Genomic DNA, 17,400 nt, shown 5'->3' with positions numbered 1-17,400 from the left:
AGGCCGGCACAGGTTAACCAATCAGTCGTAGATCACCTTCTTCTTCCAGGTTTCTTCCTCATCGGTCTTGAGCCCATCGGTCAATTCGTTGTGCTCGTCTTCTGCCGGGGCCATGCGGTCCAGTACCTGGGCATTGGCCCGGGCCAACAGTTTCTCAAGATACGTCAGCTGCTCTTCATACACCTTCGGCTCCGGCTGCTTGCGCAAATACTGCACGCCGCGCTCGAAGGCCAGGCGCGCCTGGCCGGGCTGGCCTTTTTGCAGGGCCTGTTGGCCGAGGTTGTTGAAGAACTCTATATGCAGCAGCACCAGGATATGGCGGATTTCCTTGACCCAATGCTTGGCCTCGACAGCGGGCAAGAAGCCCTCATGGGCAGCGCGGGTCACCTGATTGTGCAGCGCCTCCAGCAAGAAGCGTACGTCCTTGGCCTTGATCTCGGTGTGGATCGGGTTGGGTGGGTTGTTGACCGGGATCTTGTCGCCCAGGGCAATCAGCCCTTCCAGTTCGGCGATGCGCGCCTTGAATTCGGCATTGTGCTTGTCCACCGCCAGCAGGCGCTGGTTGAGGTTCAGCTCCAGGCGGGTCAGCAGCAACTTGAGGGCCGGGGTCATGAACTGGCCGGGGAACGTTTCGGTGATCTCGCCACAGCGGCGCAGGCGGTCGGCGAGCTCGATCTTCATCCGGGCGCGCTCAAGCTTGCCATTCTCGACCACATTGTTGAGGTAGCCGATCACGATCAGCAACGCGATGCCCGCCACGATGAGCAGGGTGATCAGAAGTGGTGTCACCGTTAAAGCCTCATGAATAGGTTTGCATGATTGAGTGTAGGAGCGAGCTTGCTCGCGAGAGCCCTGACAGCCATTCTCTTTTTCTATCGGCAAACTGTGCCATGACTGGATGCTGGCACATTAATGCTGAGTTAACGCCAGAAAATCAACGCCAGACCCCAACAGGCGTACCAAAACAGCGCTAGGTGTACCCGGAAGTCATTGATTTAAATAAATTTCTACAAAGGGGTTGACGCCTTCCCGAACCATCCATAGAATGCGCGCCACTTGCAGCGTAAAGCACACAGCGAAACGCGGCAGGGAGTGAAAGCAGGCAGTAATGCCAGCAGCGTGTCCCCTTCGTCTAGTGGCCTAGGACACCGCCCTTTCACGGCGGTAACAGGGGTTCGAGTCCCCTAGGGGACGCCAATGCGGGAATAGCTCAGTTGGTAGAGCACGACCTTGCCAAGGTCGGGGTCGCGAGTTCGAGTCTCGTTTCCCGCTCCAGTTTCTCCGGCACTGCTTAGCGGCGGGGCAGGAAAAGAAAACCCAGGCTGAATCGTGAGGTTCATGTTCTGGTGCACTGAAAAGTGTTGTGTGTCCCCTTCGTCTAGTGGCCTAGGACACCGCCCTTTCACGGCGGTAACAGGGGTTCGAGTCCCCTAGGGGACGCCAAATGCGGGAATAGCTCAGTTGGTAGAGCACGACCTTGCCAAGGTCGGGGTCGCGAGTTCGAGTCTCGTTTCCCGCTCCAGTTTAAATACTGTGGCGTCTATGCGGTGCAGTGGTGGTGAAGGTCGTAAAGGCGCTTCACGCCGAACGTGGTAAAGCTTCAAATTGCGGGAATAGCTCAGTTGGTAGAGCACGACCTTGCCAAGGTCGGGGTCGCGAGTTCGAGTCTCGTTTCCCGCTCCAAATCAAGATTTACAGCCTTCCACGGAGGTCTGTAGATCCTCGAAAATAGACGCTTCGGCGTCTTTTTTCGTTTCGGTCAAAGCCATCGGGATCCATGGGCATCCCCACATTTGGCTTCACTGCAAAAAACGCCACTCTTTCGGGTGGCGTTTTTTTTTTGCATCGGGCTACGGCTTGTCTTCCAGTTGGGCTGCCGCATCGGGAAATTTCAACCAGCTCAGCTTATCGTCGAACGACACTTCAACCGACACCCGGAACTGATAGTTGATTGCCAGCCTCAACAGTTCGGTTTTCGTGACGCTACCCAGCACCATCACGCCCGTTTCGCTGGGTACAGGCAGCGCGGTGGCAATCGGCAGCCTGATTTCCCGAGTGACGTTGCCGCTTTCCACCCCGTCGATCCAGGCGTTGACGAATTGCGACGTATGCCGGAACGGCCAGCTTTCCAGGGTAAAGGTGGTGCTTTCGCCCAGTGTGCGCAGATTCAGTGCGCGGTTGCGGATATCACTGCACTGCACGATTGGCAGTCCTTCGATTTTCCGCACCGTGACATAGTGCGAAGGCGAGGGGGGCACGTCAGGCTTGTCGATTTGGTAATACAGTTCCACCCGGCCGCTCATGTGCGGCGGCACATATTGGCTGGGGATCAGGTATTCAAGTGCGCCTGGCGATATGGGCGTGCTGGTGGAGTAACCGCCGAGCGTCCCGGGTTGGCCCCAGAATACGGTGACAGTTTCATTCGGCCTGATGTCGGCATCGTCGGGTATGACGAATGTGACGCCGTCGAATGCGTTGCCAGGTTCCAGCGTGCTTTGGTAATCGCTGCCCTTCGCCTCCTTGATGCGTGGCGGTGGCAATTCGCGTGGTGCCAGGGAAAGGTCGGACTCCAACGCGACCGCTAGCGCACGCTGGGGCTGTGTGCCAGCGCGGTCCTGCACTTCATAACGCACGTAACGCGTGCCGTTGCCGGACTGGCGAATGAAAGCGCCCGGGAAGGTCAGCTCGAGCGGTTTGCTGGTGCCTAGCGGGCCCAGTGTTTCGATGTGCTCCTGGGTCAGTGTCATCATGTCGACCATTTCCTGCCCGGCGCCGTTCTCGCTGTAAAACCACTTCACGACATCGCCCGGCTCTGCACCAATGAACGAGGGGACTGTGCAGACGAGCTTGTCGCCGTTGGCCGCGAGGTACTCCTCGGTGACACCTTCGCGAATAACGTAGTCGGGAAGCATTAATCGATCATCCGCGGGGAGCAGTGGCGGGGTCTTGTCGATGTAGATATCCAGTGGCCGTGAAGACACATGGGTATCGCTGTACAGCGTGACTTCGTAGTGCAGGCGGTGCGGGCCTTCAATAAGCTTGTCGACCGGTACCAATATGAATAGCTCTTCAGGTTCGATAGGCTTGCTGAAGGTCTTCTTGTCGACCAGTACGTCATTCCAGTAGAGGAAAAGGTATTCCTCATCTATTTCCGGGTGCGAATTTGCCCACGGGTGGAACTCCACCCGCAGGGGGGAATAGGTTGCCCGGAACTCGACCGTGTTGGGTTTCCCCCCTTCAACATCGTCCACCACGCTTGGTACGGTTGGGGGGACAAGAGAGGCCGAGTCCAGTTCAGGGGTTGGAGTTCTGCGGTTACCGGAGCGCTTGTTCTGTGTCATCGTCCATCTCCATGTGTCACGCATGAATGCAGAAGGGAAGGCGCATTGGCCTTCCCTCGTTTCTTTACCAGTTGTAACGGGCGCCGACGCTCACGCCCCATGGCTGTTCAAGCTTGCTGCCATGGCTGTAATCGAAGTCGGCGTGGGCCTGCCATTTTTCGCCCCAGGCGACCGCCACCCCTGCACCGATTTCAGCACGCGAACCGGCCAGGTTGCTGCTGAAGCGGTTGTCGTTGACTTTCACCTGGTTGTCGTTGACGAACTCATGAACTGCTGCCACCCGCAGGTAGGGTTGCACGCTACGGCCTGTGCCCGCGCTGAAGGTGCGCCCGACCGAGGTACCCACTTTGCCCAGCAGCGAGTGGGTACTGTTGCTGTTGGCGCGCATGCCGTTGTCCAGGCTGTAGTCCTTGCCCTGGACCACGAGCCCGGACAGTTGAGCGAACGGTTCGAGGAACCAGTCGTCGGCCAGGTTCAGATGACGCCCCACCTCCAGCGAAACGCCAGCACCCAGGTTGCTGTAGTCACCCTTGGCCTTGCTGCCGTCACTCAGGCGCACGTCGGCCTGATTGCGGAAACGGTTGATGCGCGCCACGGTGTCGATGTAATAGCCGCTTTCGGGATCGAGCCAGGTGGCGTAGGCACCGGCGTGGTAGCTGTCGACGCTGGCCGAAGAGCCGCGGGCAAGGTTCAGGTCGGAATTGCTGTAGCCGGCCGTGATCCCGACCAGCCAGTTGCCGTCGCCAGCTGCCAGGGGCGCATCTGCGCCGATCGACAGGCCTTGTTGCTGTTGCTGGTACGCCGCGCCAGACGTCGCCGAGACATTGAATTGGTTACCGTAGCTGCGTACCCAGCCACCGGCCTTGCCAGGGTTGCGGCGCACGTCGCCCATGCGGCTACGCAGCACGCCGAGCTCGCCGTACCAGATGGTCGGCACGACGTTGGCCAAGGCCATCACCGTTTGTGTGCCGGGGCTGACCGTACGGGTGGTCGCGTCCAGGTACCAGTCATTGTCGCCGCGTTGCACCAGGTCGTAGGAATAGGCTCCCAGGTCCACGGAGCCACCCAGCAGCGAGAATTGTGAATCACCAGCAGCGGTATGCACCACATGCAGGCTGTTGTCTGTCAGCGGATCGTTGCCGCTGGCGCTGATCAGCAACTGGTGGTTGCCGCTGGCGGTGCCCGTCACGTCGAGGAAGTCCGACTGCGAGGTGCTGAAATCGGCCTCCATGATGAAGGTGCCGTTGCCGGTGAGGTTTTCCACGGAAAGGGTAAAGAATTCGCCCGGCCCGCCGAAGCGCACGGCACCGTTATCCAGTGACAGGTCGGTCACCTGGCTGTTGTCGACCAGGGTCCATTCGCCACCGCTGTTGATTTCCAGGCTTGCAACGTTGTCCAGCCGGCCTTTGAGGGTGGCGAAGTTTTCCAGCAGCACGTTGGCGGTGCCGCCGCTGGCGGCGACGATATCGCCGACCAGGTGGCTGTTGTTGACCCGCAGGTTGGCGGCAGCATCCTCCGCCACGTGCAGCAGCATGCCGTTGCCACCACTGAGGCTGGCACCGTTGATAACGTCGATCTGCGCCGATGCTGCAAAGCCGGCCCCTCGGCCGACGGCAATCGCTGGCCCGTTGCGTCCCTCGATCAGGCTGTTGTCGACCACCAGCGTAGAGCCGCGGCCGTCGTCCTCAAGAATGCGCGCGCCATAATTGCCGCCGCTGATGGTGCTGCCGTCCCTGGCAATCAGGGTGCCGGCAACCAGGCGTGCGCCCTCGCTGCTGGCGCCCGTCCCGCGTAGTTCGCTGCGCTGCAGTTCGGCAGAACTGGCATTGAGGGTCGCGCCTTGTACGCCGCCTTCGATCACGCTGTCGTTGATCAAGGCGCGCGAGCCGTTTCCCGCCCCTGCAGCACTCAGCGCCAGGCCACGGGCGTCACTGCGGATGGTCGAGCGGTGTACGGTGGCACTGGCACCATTGAGCGCCAGGCCATTGCCATTCGATTCAGCGGTGACCTGGCTATCCGACAGGTTCACGGTGGCGCCCGCCTGGGCGGCGATCTGCAACGTCGTCGCCCCGGTGGCTGTCAGAACGGCCGGGCCGATCACCCGGTAGCTGTCGAGTGTGCTGCCGGCATCCAGCTGAGTATCGGCATCTACGAGGGTTTCTGCCCAGCAGGCACTGGCGAAAAACAACGGGCCCGCCAGCACGAGATGAGCGGGTGTTGAACAGTGGCGAAGGGCGTGAAAAAGGCGGCTCGGCATTCAGGGAAAACCTCGAAGTGAACAAATTTTTGTAAGACCGTTCTGCTTTTCGCTGGAGAACAATCCGCATACCGCGAGGCTAAGCGCGTTAAGTCGCAAAAAATGTAAGGAAATTCCTACTCTTCAATGGAAAATTCCTATAAGTGGATCGGCAGCGGACGATTGCCAAAGCCGCTGCCGAGGCTTGCTCAAGGTTGGCTCACGTCACACGAGCCTCCGGTACCCTGATCGGCGACGCTGATCTTGTTGGTCGTGGTATTGGAGGTAATAGGTGGCTGCGTGTTGATGACGTAGTTCACCTCGGCCCGCCCGCCCGACGGCGCGGCGTCATAGATGGGCTTGATGTGCTGATCGTACGGCTCGACTCGCGTGACGAAGCCGTTCGCGATCTGCCCGGCGTTCAAGGTCACAGTCCAGGTTTTCTCGACGCCATCGATCAGGTTGCCATCCACAATTTGGTCATACACCACCCAGTTCAGTGTCATGGTGGTGTTTGGTGGCACGTTGAAGCGGCTGCAGGGCGGTACCTTCACCCTGATCGCCGGGGCGGCGGAGGGGTCATCAGGGTCCCAGAGGGATTGGCAACTCAGCCAGAGCCGGTCCGTTAAACCCAGGAACTCGAGATCGTCGGCCGTCATGTCGATGGCCGATACCTCTACGAACTGTGGAAGCGACTCCTGTTCATTGAGCGCGTTTTCGTCGCCCCTCACGGTGTAATGCACAGGCAGCGCCAGCTTGTTACCAGCTGCCTCGATATAGCTCCACGGAATCGTGACGGACTTGTCGGCACCGGGTGCCTCATCGACAACCCAGCGTGCCGGGGTCACCTGCGTGCCGTCCCAGTAGAAGTCCACTACCTGGGGGGCTGCGGCGCCCTCGAATACCTTGAAGGTCAGCGTGGCGTCTCTGCCGCGGTCGGCCGGGGGAATGAGATTCGTATCGCCGCTGAAACTGGTGATTGTGGGCTCGAGCATCTTGTCGTTGACCGGGTCCGGCCAGTCGGGGTCGGGGTCAGGGCGTTCCGGGCCAGCAACGGAAAAGTCGACAGCGAAGTCATCGGCCGCCGGTCCGTAGGCGGCGTGGCCACGTAACACCTGGTAGCTGACAGGGGTCGCTACCTCCCCGGAAGCCTTGCCGTATTCGTTTCGCAAGATATCGCTGGGTACGGGTATCGAAACAGGGAATGGGCGTGAGCCTACCTGTTCGACGATCAGGGGCGTCGTGCCCCACTTGATCGCGATCTTGTCCTCTTTGCGGGAATTGGTGTAAGCCCGTATTTCTATGTGCACACCCGCCTGTGCATCTTTCAGGCTCAGTACGCCGTCATCTGCCGCTAGCGGCACCTCGGGTGGCAGCAGGTCCTTGGGCTCTGGTGTGAGCACCACATCGACCGTCGCCGGCAGCCGGATGCGACTGCGGTTCTGGGCTTTATCGAACAAGTAGTAGACGATGTAGAACCTGCCATCACCCAGGCTGCGTACCACATCTGCCGGAATGGTTATCTTGCGGTCGTCTGTGACGGTGCCATTGACGACAGGGTTATCGTAGTCCGCATTTTCTTCAGGCCATTCCTTCAGATAGAACGCCTGGTAGGTATCTTTGGATGTACGGTCCGGGTACTCAGGTATACCCAGTTCAATGCCGGCTTGGTGGTTGGTCAGGTAGGCTTCGTTGATGATGTCCGTGGGCGCGGTCAGCGGGGGAGCGGGCTCATCCCCCCAGGGCGGAACACTGTCGCAGATCAGCTCGATGGGGTGTGAAACATATTGGTCGCCCTTGTGGTCGACCAGTTCGTAGCGAATCCACAGTTTGCCATTGCGTGGAATGGACGCCTGGGGAAAAGCCAGTGCTAACGGAAAGTCTCCTGGCACGAGGGGCGGGAGAAACTTTTCGACAGGGCCAATGGCCCTGAAGGTGTTTTCGGCGCCAGTCAAGGTGAACTGCAGTTGTAACGTCGAGTAGTCATTTGGATCACTGCCCGGTGGCAGGTCAGACCATGCGGGGATCTCGACGGTCAGGTCGGTTTTCAGGCGGTCTTTGTGCAGCGTGCCATCGTCACTGTCGATGATGCCTTGGACATTGGGGGCGGTCACCGGTAACGGCGCTGTCTTGTCAGGGGCATCTTGCAACTTCAGATACTTGCGCCGGGCTTTGGTGGTGCGGTCATGTTGCTGCGTGCTGAACGTTAGTGGTTTCATTGTTGTCTCCAACAAGTATGCCTGCCTGAAGTGTTTAACTGCAGTGACGGGTTTTGTGTTTCGGTTTGTTATTTAGCGTCTGATTTCTGTAGACGGTAAATATATTTTATGGCCGACTGGAATATCCTCTGCTACGGGGAAGAAATGCTTGGATTTTGAGACTGAGACAGGGCTTCTTGGGTGGATGATTTGCCTTGCCATTTTTAATTCGGATAGGGTTTTCCCGCTGTTTATTAGAGGGTCGTCGGTGATCGTTGTGACTGTATAACTGCCAGCGCGCCATGCAAGATTTGGTATTTTTGCAATCAACTGCATCGCGCCCACCGCAAGCCCCAAGATAGCTGCCGAGTAATTCAGGATTGTCCCAATATTGTTCCGCTTTTCATGCCCCGAAAGTATCGCTTCCGTTTGGAGCGCCGTACCGGTGACTGACAACGTGGCTGTAGCCACCGCGGCCGCCAACTTGATGCCGACGGCGAGCGATACGCTGGCAATTGCCCCGACACCTGCCGAAAGTGCCGCACCCGCGCCACTGATGCCGCCACCGGCGGCTGCCCAGGCAGCCGCGATTGCCGGCGCAGCTACGCCACCTGTCACCACGACGGCGGCCACGGAGGCAACTGCGGCGAAGAGTATGCCCAGGCCTATCCCCGTCCAGCCGATCGCACCTAAGGCCTTGCCCCGCCAGATGCTGTAGCTATTCAGGTCTGCCAGCGATCGGCTTTGCCCGCTGTAGCCGATGCTGTAATGCCCGGTCGGGTCGCGGAAGGTTATCGGGTTGCCTTGGCAATAGCCGTAGTAGTTCAGCCCCCCCGCGCCGAAGGGGCTGAGTGCGTCGGGGCTGTGAAAGCGCATCAGCACCGGGTTGTAGGCGCGGTAGCCGCTACCGAGCAGGTACCAGCCGCTGTCGGGATCGAGCGCTTCGCCGTTGTAGCCCAGGGTGCCGAGCAGTGGATCGTCGGCGTGCCGCTCGCCATAGGCGGTATAACGGACGGCGCGCGTGCTGCCGGCCTGGCTCTCGGCGATCACGCTGTGGCTGGCACTGGTGTGCAGCAGCAGGGGCGATTGCGCACCAGTGCCTTTCTGCTGCTGGCCCAGCGCCTGCTCGTCATGATGCAGGTACAGGGTTTGCAGGCTGTCACGCACGGCCATGCGCAAACGCTGGCCGTCATGCAGCAGCAGCGTGCGCTCGCCGGCCTCGGGCCTGCTGACCAGCAAGCCGCCTGCGTCGTAGCCATAGGTGTCCGGGGCGCCGCTGTCGTTAAGGCCCAGCAACCGGTTCTGGCTGTCGTAGCGAATTGGCCGGGCTTGCTCGTCTCGGGTCAGGTTGCCATTGGCATCGTAGCTGAACTCAGGATTGGGCGCGGTGCGCGGCGGTGTGTACTCGATACGCTGCAGCTGGCAGGGGTCGCGTTCGGCATGAATGAACGTGGCGCGTTCAGCGGCCGGCCCACCTGTGAAGGAAGTGACGGTCAACTCGATGTTGTTGTAGGCATCGAAGTTGAACACCTGCATGGCGATGCTGCGGCCCAGCGCATCGCGAGGTTGGTCCGGCCCTGTGCAGTTGTACATGTTCAGGCGTGCATGGCTGTCGTAACCGAACTTTTCGACCAGTCGCGATACTCCGCCGACCTGCAGGGTGCGGCTGAGCAGGAGGTCATCCTTGTCCCAGACGGTTTCCTGTGTGCGTTCTGGCTGCCCGGGCTGACGCCAGGTGCGTTTGACTTCACGGTCCTGGTCGTCGTACTCGATCTTGGTTTCCAGGGCCTGTGCGCTGGCTCGGTCATGGCTTGTGATGAGTTCTATGCGGCCCAGATCATCGTATTTGAACTCGGCCTGCAGCTGCCCCTGAAGGGTTGAGACCAGGCGGCCCTGGGCGTCGTATTCATGGGTGGTGTCTTCACCGTAGGGTTCGTGGGTGTTCTTCAGACGATCTTGCAAGGTGCTGCTATGAATGCGGCTCCAGGTCTTGCCGTCGCGCTTGTCCTCCCAGTGTTCGGCGGTCAGCTGATTGGCTTTGTTGTATTCGAAGCGCCGTGCGCATTGCCGGTTGTCGTCGCTCAGCAATCGGGCGCTGACAGGGTCGTAGGCGAAGCTGGCGTGTTCCTCGGGCGCGGTGTTGCTGATCGGCTCATTGGTCAGCTGCAGGTTGTAGTCCTGCTCGATGGTCTCGCCAGCGGGGTTGATGCGTTGGCGCGGTATCGATTCACCGTCGCGGAACAGGAAGTACTCCGTCCGGTCACCGGTGGTGGTCCCTATCAGGCGGTCCAGGCCGTCGAAGTACTGCGCGCCGAACGGTGTCTCTGGCGATACCCTTTCCTCGGTGACTCGGCGCAGGGCGTCGTACGCCCATTGTGTGTGAACCCCGTTCTCGTTGAGTTCGTAGAGCTTCTCGCCATGCAGCAGCGAGCGCCGTTGAACGGTGGACCGTTGCGCGCCGTCGTAACCAAAGAGGGTCTTGCGGGTTTCCAGTACCTGATGGCCGCCCAGAGGGTCTAGCAGTGAATTGAACTGGTACTGGGTGGTGGTTTCCAGCTTGTTGCGTTTCACCACCTCCTGATAGCGACGGCCGTGCCGCAGGCTGGACTTGGGCGCATCGAGGTAATAGTAAATTTTCTCTTCCAGGGGATGCGCCGGATCGTGCGCATGCGTCAGGGTTTCACTGTGCTCGACAATCATCGGGTTGAGGGTGATGGCGTTGCCTGCCAGTGGCGCCAGCGCCTTGTAGCGGTAGTGCTGAGTGAGAACAGGGGCTTGCCCCCGGCCGCTGCTCGCCGGGGTGGTGGTTTTGCTCTTCAGGTGACGAACGAAACCATTGGCATCACCGGGGTAGTCATCTTCCGCTTGGGTGCCATACCACTCTTGGGTCTCGGTCACGCCGTTGGCGAGTTTGCGCCAGATGATGTTGCCCGATGTATCGTAGGTGGTTTCGACGGTTTCAAGTCGGCTGCGCGTGATGTTGTCCGCCAGCGACCAGCGTGTCTGTTCCCTGATCGGCATTTGCAGGGTCGACACCTGTTGATTGAAGGGGACGTCCTTGATGTTGTACTGCATGGTGACTTCATGTACGCAGTTGTTCTGCACGGTTCTGGTCGAGGTCAGCAGATGGAAGCGGTTGAAGGTGCGGGTGATGTCGCGCAGTGCCGTTCCGTCCTCGTCGCGCAAGGTTTCGACCGTTTGATACTCATAGTCGTACCGTTTCGACTCGTACAGGTTGTCCAGCCCGTTGTCAGACCAACCGATCCCGGCGCCGTAACCCAGAAAGTTGTTCAAGCCCGGATAGGTATAGGTTCGCTGGAACGCAGGTTGGCCACCGCGCGGTTCGATGACGTGCCGGGTCACGCGCGGCAGGGGGGGCCGGGCGTCACCGGGGAACAGATGGCCACGGTCCTGGTAGTAGAGATATTCACGGGCACCGGTCGGGGGCTCGACCTTGCTCACGCACAACAACCCGTTCACCAGGGCGTATTCCAGGCGCCAGCTGGCCAGCTCATGGGTTGGCAGCACGATCGATGTGACCCAGTCCGTGTTGATCAGGTTCATCGCATATCCGGAGCTGGAATTGGGCGATTCGCTGGTGCTCTATGCCGTAGGGCCGGAGGTGACGCTGCGCAGCCTGCGTGTGGATGCGAGTTCGGTGGACAGCAAACGCTTGACCTTCCACCTGGAGCGGGAGTGGCTGCAGAGCGAGGTCAACCGCGGCAAGCGGTTCGCGTTCAGCTATGAGTTTTCGCGTCAGGGCGCGCAGAGGCGCTCCCAAGTGCTGGATCTGGTCTTGCAGCGCAAGCTTTACCTGCCTTTACCGATAATCCCGGACGCCACGCAGGAAGACGGTGACGCGTCGTACCAGGGCGTGGTCCATCCAAGCAGGCTGGAGTCTGGCGCCAAAGTGCGAATCCCGGCAGAGGCCGAGCTGGGTGATGGCGCGGAGCCTGCGCCGACCGTCAACCTGCATTGGGAAGGGCACGGCAGCACGGGGGCAGCCATCGTTCCCCGGCCGCCGTCAGGTGACACACGCCTGTTCACGGTGCCGCGGTCGGCCATGGCCGCCAATCTGGGTAGACGTCTGTGGGTGTACTACACCGTCACCCGCGCCGGCGAAACGCCACGCACATCAGAAAAGTTCGAGCTGCGGGTAAGCGATTTCGATCAGCGCAGCTACCCGATAATTCAGGTCGAAGGTGCCGAGAACCGGGAATTGAAACTGCATGAGGTTCCAGTGGGTGGCGCTTTGTGCACGCTGCCTTTTTGGACGTTCATGGCAGAAGGGCAATTGCTGGGTATCGAGGCGCTAGGCCGTTCGGCATCTGGCCAGGATGTCACGCATATTCTGCGCCCCCCCACCGAGGCGGTGACATACGACGAATATTCTGATGGCGTTATTAAAGCCTACCTGCCCAAACAGTTTCTCGGGAACTTGGACTTAGGCAAAGATTTCAGATTGACCGTATCTGCAAGTTTCGATGACGGCGAAACCTGGCGGGCATTTCCAATCGTTGATCTTAAGCTGGTTTCTTAAACAGACGCGCCTGCGTGTGTGTAAATGTGAGGTGATTTATGTCGAGCAATTCGAAACAGGATTTGCTGGAGTGGTTGCAGTCTGACTACCGGATGTTGGGGTGGAATACGATTTTCGCTATCCAGAAGGACAAGGCGGACGCTTTATTGACCCAGGAATATATACGGCGCTTCAAGACCAGCGCTTACCTGGACCCTATCAGCGGTGAGACGGCGCCGGACAATGGTTACAAGGTTTATATGCAGAACTTTGTTCTGGATCACCCGCGGTTGTCATTCGATAATGCCGATATCACCGGTTCGCGTGCCAGCCTGCGTATGAAAATACTCGGCGGCAACCAGGGAGGGCTGAAGCAGGTGGGGGCCCATTGGTACCCACAGCGGATCGATCGGATAGAACCTCTGGTCGGGCCAGAGCTGCGCCTGCGTCTGGAACTGTCCGACGTGCCTGGCTATGTCGCTGACAACGGCGCATTGACGCTGGACTTGCACAACAGTGATGACTTTGTAGTGACCTTCTCGGATTCCAGGCGCGTTCGCGAGCTGGGGGGGGACTTCTTCAAGGAGCTGTTTCGGGGGTTGCCGGACCATCAACGTGTCTGGTCATTCGGCAGCATCGAACATGGCGAAAATGACCTGATGCGGCCCGAGTCGTTCATCCTGCGTACCCAGCGTAACCCCTCGGTCGCCCTGGCCCCGATGGAGAGCGATGACGCCGCTGACGTGGACGGTGCGCTCGTGGGGCTGGTCGCCATGGGGCCCAGTAACGGGCCGCAGAATATGCCTGGCCCGGAATACCGTTACTTGATTCCCGATGACAACGGTGATTACTCGGCGACGGTACTGCTTGATAAGGCCTGGGTGGCGTTGGCTACCGTGTTAAGCAAACTGCCATTGGAGTTTTTCACGAATGTTGAATTTGAATTTGAACGTGCAGAAAACGGTGATCTGACAGCGACTGCCATTGCAGGTGTGATCGCCGCAGAGAAAGAAAGTTTTGTTAGTCCTTACTATGAGTCTTACTGGCGCGGTAGTGTTGATTGTCGGGCGTACATCGATTTGATTACCGATGAGCTGTCGCTCAAGGATGTGCTGAAGTTTCGGGTGTCAGGGGACCGTGTGTCCATGGAACTGGTCACCGTTCATACAGCCACTGCGGATTTTACCCGATATGAAGAAATCGTCGCCACGCCGCAGTCCTGGACGTGGGGGCACGCGTGCGTGGGGCTCTGGCATGCTGAAATCAATGTGGAAATAACAGCCAGTTGGCAGATACAAGACCTGCAAGGCGCTACGTTGAAACTTGAAGAGTATAAGCACAAAATATACCCCAAACAGGACGGTTCGTTTAAATTTGAAGGGGACCCCTACGAAGATCAGATCAGCGCGTTGAGCCTTTTTCATGTACTTTGGGGAGTTGCAGCGCCGAATGTTTCATTTGTCTCGCTGAGCTCCGATCGCGGCCCCCTTGCCGCAGCAAGAGCCGCACTCGCCAAGGACCTTCGTTTAGACCTGTACATGGAGGAATTGATCGATAAGACCATCAAACTGAACTTTGGTGGCGCGATACTCGCAGGCGAGCGGCACATGCCCCGCGACATTGCCTGTTTTGGCGGCGTCGCTCCACAGCTGACCACGTTCGCCGTCACCCCCCTGGAAAAAATCGTGACCCACGGCAGCACGTTGCAGCTTGCCACCGTCCCGGCGCAAGCCAACGTAACCTGGTCGGCCGAGTCGGTAGAGGGCTCCTCGGATGACCCGGGCCATTTCGACCAACACACCCATGGCCTGTATCTGGCGCCCGGGGCCACGGGCATCGAAGGTGAATTTACCAGGGTGCGTGTCACTGCCACTGTTCCAGGCTCAGGCTTTGCCAGTTCGGCCCTGCTCACCGTGGTCAAGAACGCGCTGCAGGTCAGCCCATTGCTGTCAGTCTGCCAGGTGGGCGATGAGGGCGTCAGCCTCAAGGCGGACAGTGTCGCTGAAGGACCGCTGCAATGGCGCATCCTCGGCGCTTCACCCCATGGCAGGCTGGCGCAGGAATCGGGCACGGCCAATCGCTATATCCCCGGCGAGAACCTGCCCGACAAGTCATTCATCGTCGAAGAAGTCGAGGTCCGTAACAGCTTGACCAATGAGCACCGGACGCTGTGCATCGTTACCCAGATGACCCTGAAACGTCCCTCTGATGTGGTGGTGGACAAGCGCGATGAACAACACGCCAGGGTGTGGCTGTCGATCCATTTCAGCGAGGCGTCAGGTGTCGACCAGTTGACGGTGGTGCATGGCCCGGGGCAGATCGATATCGATGAAGACGGCAAGCCTTACTACCAGGCCGACGCCGCGAGCCCCGCACATTTCTGCGTGGTTGGTGCGGTCTGGAGGCTCTCCCCCGACTTACCCATCACGCTCGAGGGTTTCATCGTGCTGCCGCTGCCGCTGGGGCAGCACAGTCAAGCCTATCAGGCCCTTGAGCAGGCAGCGCAACGGGCAACGCGCAGGTAGTCAACCGGCGTTCACCTAAACCCATACCTTTCAGCACTCCAGTTGAGCGGGGCCACATCATGCCTACCAATTACCTCTCGGTCATCACGACCTGGATGAAGCATAACCACAAGCACCTGAACTGGGACCTGACGTTCGCCACGCGTCCCGAGGCCATCAATGACCTGCTCGCGTTGGCACATTGCAGCCAACCAGACAGTGCCTTGGGCGATATCGAAGGTGAGATCGCCATGCCCGATTCCGATGTCACCCACATTCTGACGGGCTACCGCATGGGGCCGCCCGCACTGGTGGATATGCAAGCGAACTACACGTCGCCCAAGGTCCGGCAAAGCCTGGCATTGGAAGGCGGCAGCCATCTGGTCATGGACAAGACCGACGGGTTGCTCAGCCTGTCGGTTCATGACCTCCTCGACCCGTTGCCGGTCACTCAGACAGTGCCGCTGAGCGCCGATGCCCAGGGCGTGAGCGCCGACCTGCGTGAAGGCACGGACACCGAGCTGGACCTGGGCGGTGGTTTGCCACAGCGGCAGGCCGCCGGGCGATTCTTCAAGGAGGTGCTCAGCGGATTGGGCAGCGCCCGGCAGGTCTATCCCTTGGCGGACTTCAAGGCGCTGTCTGGCAACCCCTACCTGGCGGTTCGGCACAGTGAAGTACGCACCCACGTCAGCAAAGCCGACGGCAAGTCCGCACTGGTGATATTCGCGGGTATCAACAATGGCTCTGTGGGCAACCTGCCCGCTGAGCAGTCCGATTACCCGTTCCTGCTCCCCGATGATCTTGCGCAACCGGTCGACAGCGCACTGTTGCTGACGTCGCGCTTCCTGCACCGTGCAGCTTACGCCACGGGCCTGGCGCAGATGCTCGAGGGAGGCGCGTTCGAGGCTCAGTTCGATGAAGACAATAACCTGCAGCGGCTGAATGCCACGGCCGGCCTGTTGGAGGTGTACCCCAGCACTTATGAGAGCGACAAGTATCAGTTTGCCTGCGAGGGTTTCAAAATTGCCGTGGACGCAGGGGCCCCGGCCAGCGATCAGGCGCGGGCTGCCCTGGCGGATTTTCAGCCCCTTCTGAGTGTCACCTTTGAACACGATGAGGTCCGCCAGCACTGGAAGTCCCATTGCACGCTGACCTTCACCTACAAGCCCAAGCCAACAGGTCCCCTGTACAGCCGAACCGCAACGTTCCAGTTCGACCTGCAAACGGTGTTCACCCTGAATGCACCTGCATCACCTGAGGAAAGCGCTGGTTGTATGTTGCTAGGGCAGGTTTTGTGGCCGTGGCAGGCGGCCGAAGTGACGGAAGTCAGTGGCCTGCCCAGCGACACGCCATCGGACCTGCGAGAGGAGATTTATGCGTTTGTCGCCTTCCTGGTCAAGCAGGCGGTACTTGAAGGGTTGGCCAGGGAGTTGACGGCGATGATCCCGGAACAGGTGATGGCCGGTCTGTCGCTGGCAGATGGCAAGCGCCTTGTACCGTTCGACTTCCAGTTACCCGATGGAATGGCCGTGTTCGCCAGCGGCTACGGCACGGCCGGCATGCGCATCGTCGATCGCCCCGTGACGCTGGCACCCGGGCAGCGGCATACGTTCAGCGTTGAACCGCCGCGTGAAGGGCTGACATGGTCCCTGGAGGCTTTGCCAGGCACTGTCGGTGATCTGGGGCGCATCGACCCCGCCAGCGGTGAATACCGGGCACCGCCTGCGCACGCCATGGCGGGGAAACCCGTGCGGGTCCGGATCATCGCCACCGACCCGGGTACCAGCAAGCAGGCCATCAGCATGGCCTCTGTGGCGCCCGCGACATTGACGGTCAATCCACTGATCCGGGTCTGCTACTTCGACGACACACTGACCCTCACGGCGGGTGCGCAGACCGGAGACCTCGACTGGTCTGTGGTCGATGATGGCGAAGAAGGACGGGGCTCGGTCGTCGCTGAGGGCGATGGCAGGCGTTGCACCTATACCGCAGGCAGTAAGGTGGATGCCAACGTGGCCTACGTGCTCGATCAGGTCAGGGTACAGAACCGGGAGACCAGCGAGTCGCGTTCAATCTATGTGCTGGTACGCCAGCGGCGGCCTGAACTGGTGATCGACGTCAAGCAGTTGCCCGATGGCGACCTGCAGTTGACAGGTATGTTCGATGGGGTAGGCCAGCCAGACACCCAGTGGGCATTGCCAATTGCAGGGACTGGCGAGATCGATGAGGCCACTGGCCGCTATTCCCCTGCATCTGCCGACGCCGATGCGCGTTTCGCGCTGATTACCGCCAAATGGGCGATTCCAGGTTCTGTCTTCATCCTGGAAGGTCACCTCATTCTGCCGCTGCCCCTTTCCTTGCACTTCGACGCTGCACGGCGCGCTGCCAGCCCGACAGGCCTGCGTGTGGCCACATCACCATCCATTGGAGGTTGAGACCATGTCCAATTCACTGGAAGAACTGCTTGAGCTCATGAAAAAGGGCTCAGTAACGCTAGGCTGGGGGGCGGTTGCTGTCTATAGCCGTGACCGGCTCAACCGCTTGCTGGAGCAGCAATACCTGACGCGCTTCAAGGAAAACCGCTACCTCCCGCCTTTCAGTC

Annotated in this window: 8 protein-coding genes and 5 tRNA genes; 8 read left to right on the top strand and 5 right to left on the bottom strand. The window is 59.8% G+C overall.

Annotated elements, in window-relative coordinates:
- Window positions 1-21: 21 nt before the first annotated feature.
- Window positions 22-789: a hypothetical protein gene (locus LU682_RS21475; protein WP_010952905.1), complete on the bottom strand. Its 768-nt coding sequence runs from the start codon at window positions 787-789 to the stop codon at window positions 22-24.
- Window positions 790-1,121: 332 nt separating this feature from the next.
- On the opposite strand from LU682_RS21475, the gene LU682_RS21470 reads away from it, so the two are divergent.
- From LU682_RS21470 to LU682_RS21450, 5 genes are all read left to right on the top strand, one after another.
- Window positions 1,122-1,197: transfer RNA gene (locus LU682_RS21470), tRNA-Glu, on the top strand.
- Window positions 1,198-1,199: 2 nt separating this feature from the next.
- A tRNA-Gly gene (locus tag LU682_RS21465) sits at window positions 1,200-1,275 on the top strand.
- A 92-nt stretch (window positions 1,276-1,367) separates the two neighbouring features.
- Window positions 1,368-1,443: transfer RNA gene (locus LU682_RS21460), tRNA-Glu, on the top strand.
- Window positions 1,444-1,446: 3 nt separating this feature from the next.
- A tRNA-Gly gene (locus LU682_RS21455) sits at window positions 1,447-1,522 on the top strand.
- An 85-nt stretch (window positions 1,523-1,607) separates the two neighbouring features.
- Window positions 1,608-1,683: transfer RNA gene (locus tag LU682_RS21450), tRNA-Gly, on the top strand.
- A gap of 167 nt (window positions 1,684-1,850) precedes the next feature.
- On the opposite strand, the gene LU682_RS21445 is transcribed toward LU682_RS21450, so the two are convergent.
- The 4 genes from LU682_RS21445 to LU682_RS21430 form a co-directional block, all read right to left on the bottom strand.
- Window positions 1,851-3,341, bottom strand: coding sequence for a hypothetical protein (locus tag LU682_RS21445; RefSeq protein ID WP_232014088.1), 1,491 nt, complete (start codon window positions 3,339-3,341; stop codon window positions 1,851-1,853).
- Window positions 3,342-3,405: 64 nt separating this feature from the next.
- On the bottom strand, window positions 3,406-5,598 hold the full coding sequence (locus tag LU682_RS21440) for an autotransporter outer membrane beta-barrel domain-containing protein (protein ID WP_010952907.1): 2,193 nt from the start codon (window positions 5,596-5,598) through the stop codon (window positions 3,406-3,408).
- A gap of 188 nt (window positions 5,599-5,786) precedes the next feature.
- The gene (locus LU682_RS21435; RefSeq protein ID WP_049586917.1) at window positions 5,787-7,796 is read right to left on the bottom strand and encodes a hypothetical protein; all 2,010 of its coding nucleotides are present in this window, start codon (window positions 7,794-7,796) and stop codon (window positions 5,787-5,789) included.
- A gap of 72 nt (window positions 7,797-7,868) precedes the next feature.
- The gene (locus LU682_RS21430; protein WP_232857454.1) at window positions 7,869-11,339 is read right to left on the bottom strand and encodes an RHS repeat-associated core domain-containing protein; all 3,471 of its coding nucleotides are present in this window, start codon (window positions 11,337-11,339) and stop codon (window positions 7,869-7,871) included.
- 19 nt (window positions 11,340-11,358) lie between these two features.
- Between LU682_RS21430 and LU682_RS21425 the strand changes: the two genes are divergently transcribed.
- From LU682_RS21425 to LU682_RS21415, 3 genes are read left to right on the top strand one after another with little or no spacing between them, the layout of a single operon-like run.
- A complete protein-coding gene (locus tag LU682_RS21425; protein ID WP_232857455.1) occupies window positions 11,359-12,315 on the top strand; it encodes a hypothetical protein in 957 nt (318 codons plus the stop codon).
- 38 nt (window positions 12,316-12,353) lie between these two features.
- Window positions 12,354-14,819, top strand: a complete 2,466-nt coding sequence (locus LU682_RS21420) for a hypothetical protein (protein WP_232914920.1) — start codon at window positions 12,354-12,356, stop codon at window positions 14,817-14,819.
- A gap of 59 nt (window positions 14,820-14,878) precedes the next feature.
- Window positions 14,879-17,233 carry a hypothetical protein gene (locus LU682_RS21415; RefSeq protein WP_010952912.1) on the top strand — a complete coding sequence of 785 codons (2,355 nt, stop codon included), beginning with the start codon at window positions 14,879-14,881 and terminating at the stop codon, window positions 17,231-17,233.
- Window positions 17,234-17,400: the final 167 nt, after the last annotated feature.

This window comes from Pseudomonas alloputida, from assembly GCF_021283545.2.
Lineage (GTDB): Bacteria > Pseudomonadota > Gammaproteobacteria > Pseudomonadales > Pseudomonadaceae > Aquipseudomonas > Aquipseudomonas alloputida.
Note: the sequence above shows the minus strand (reverse complement) of the source record. Positions and strands in the feature narration are given on the sequence as shown.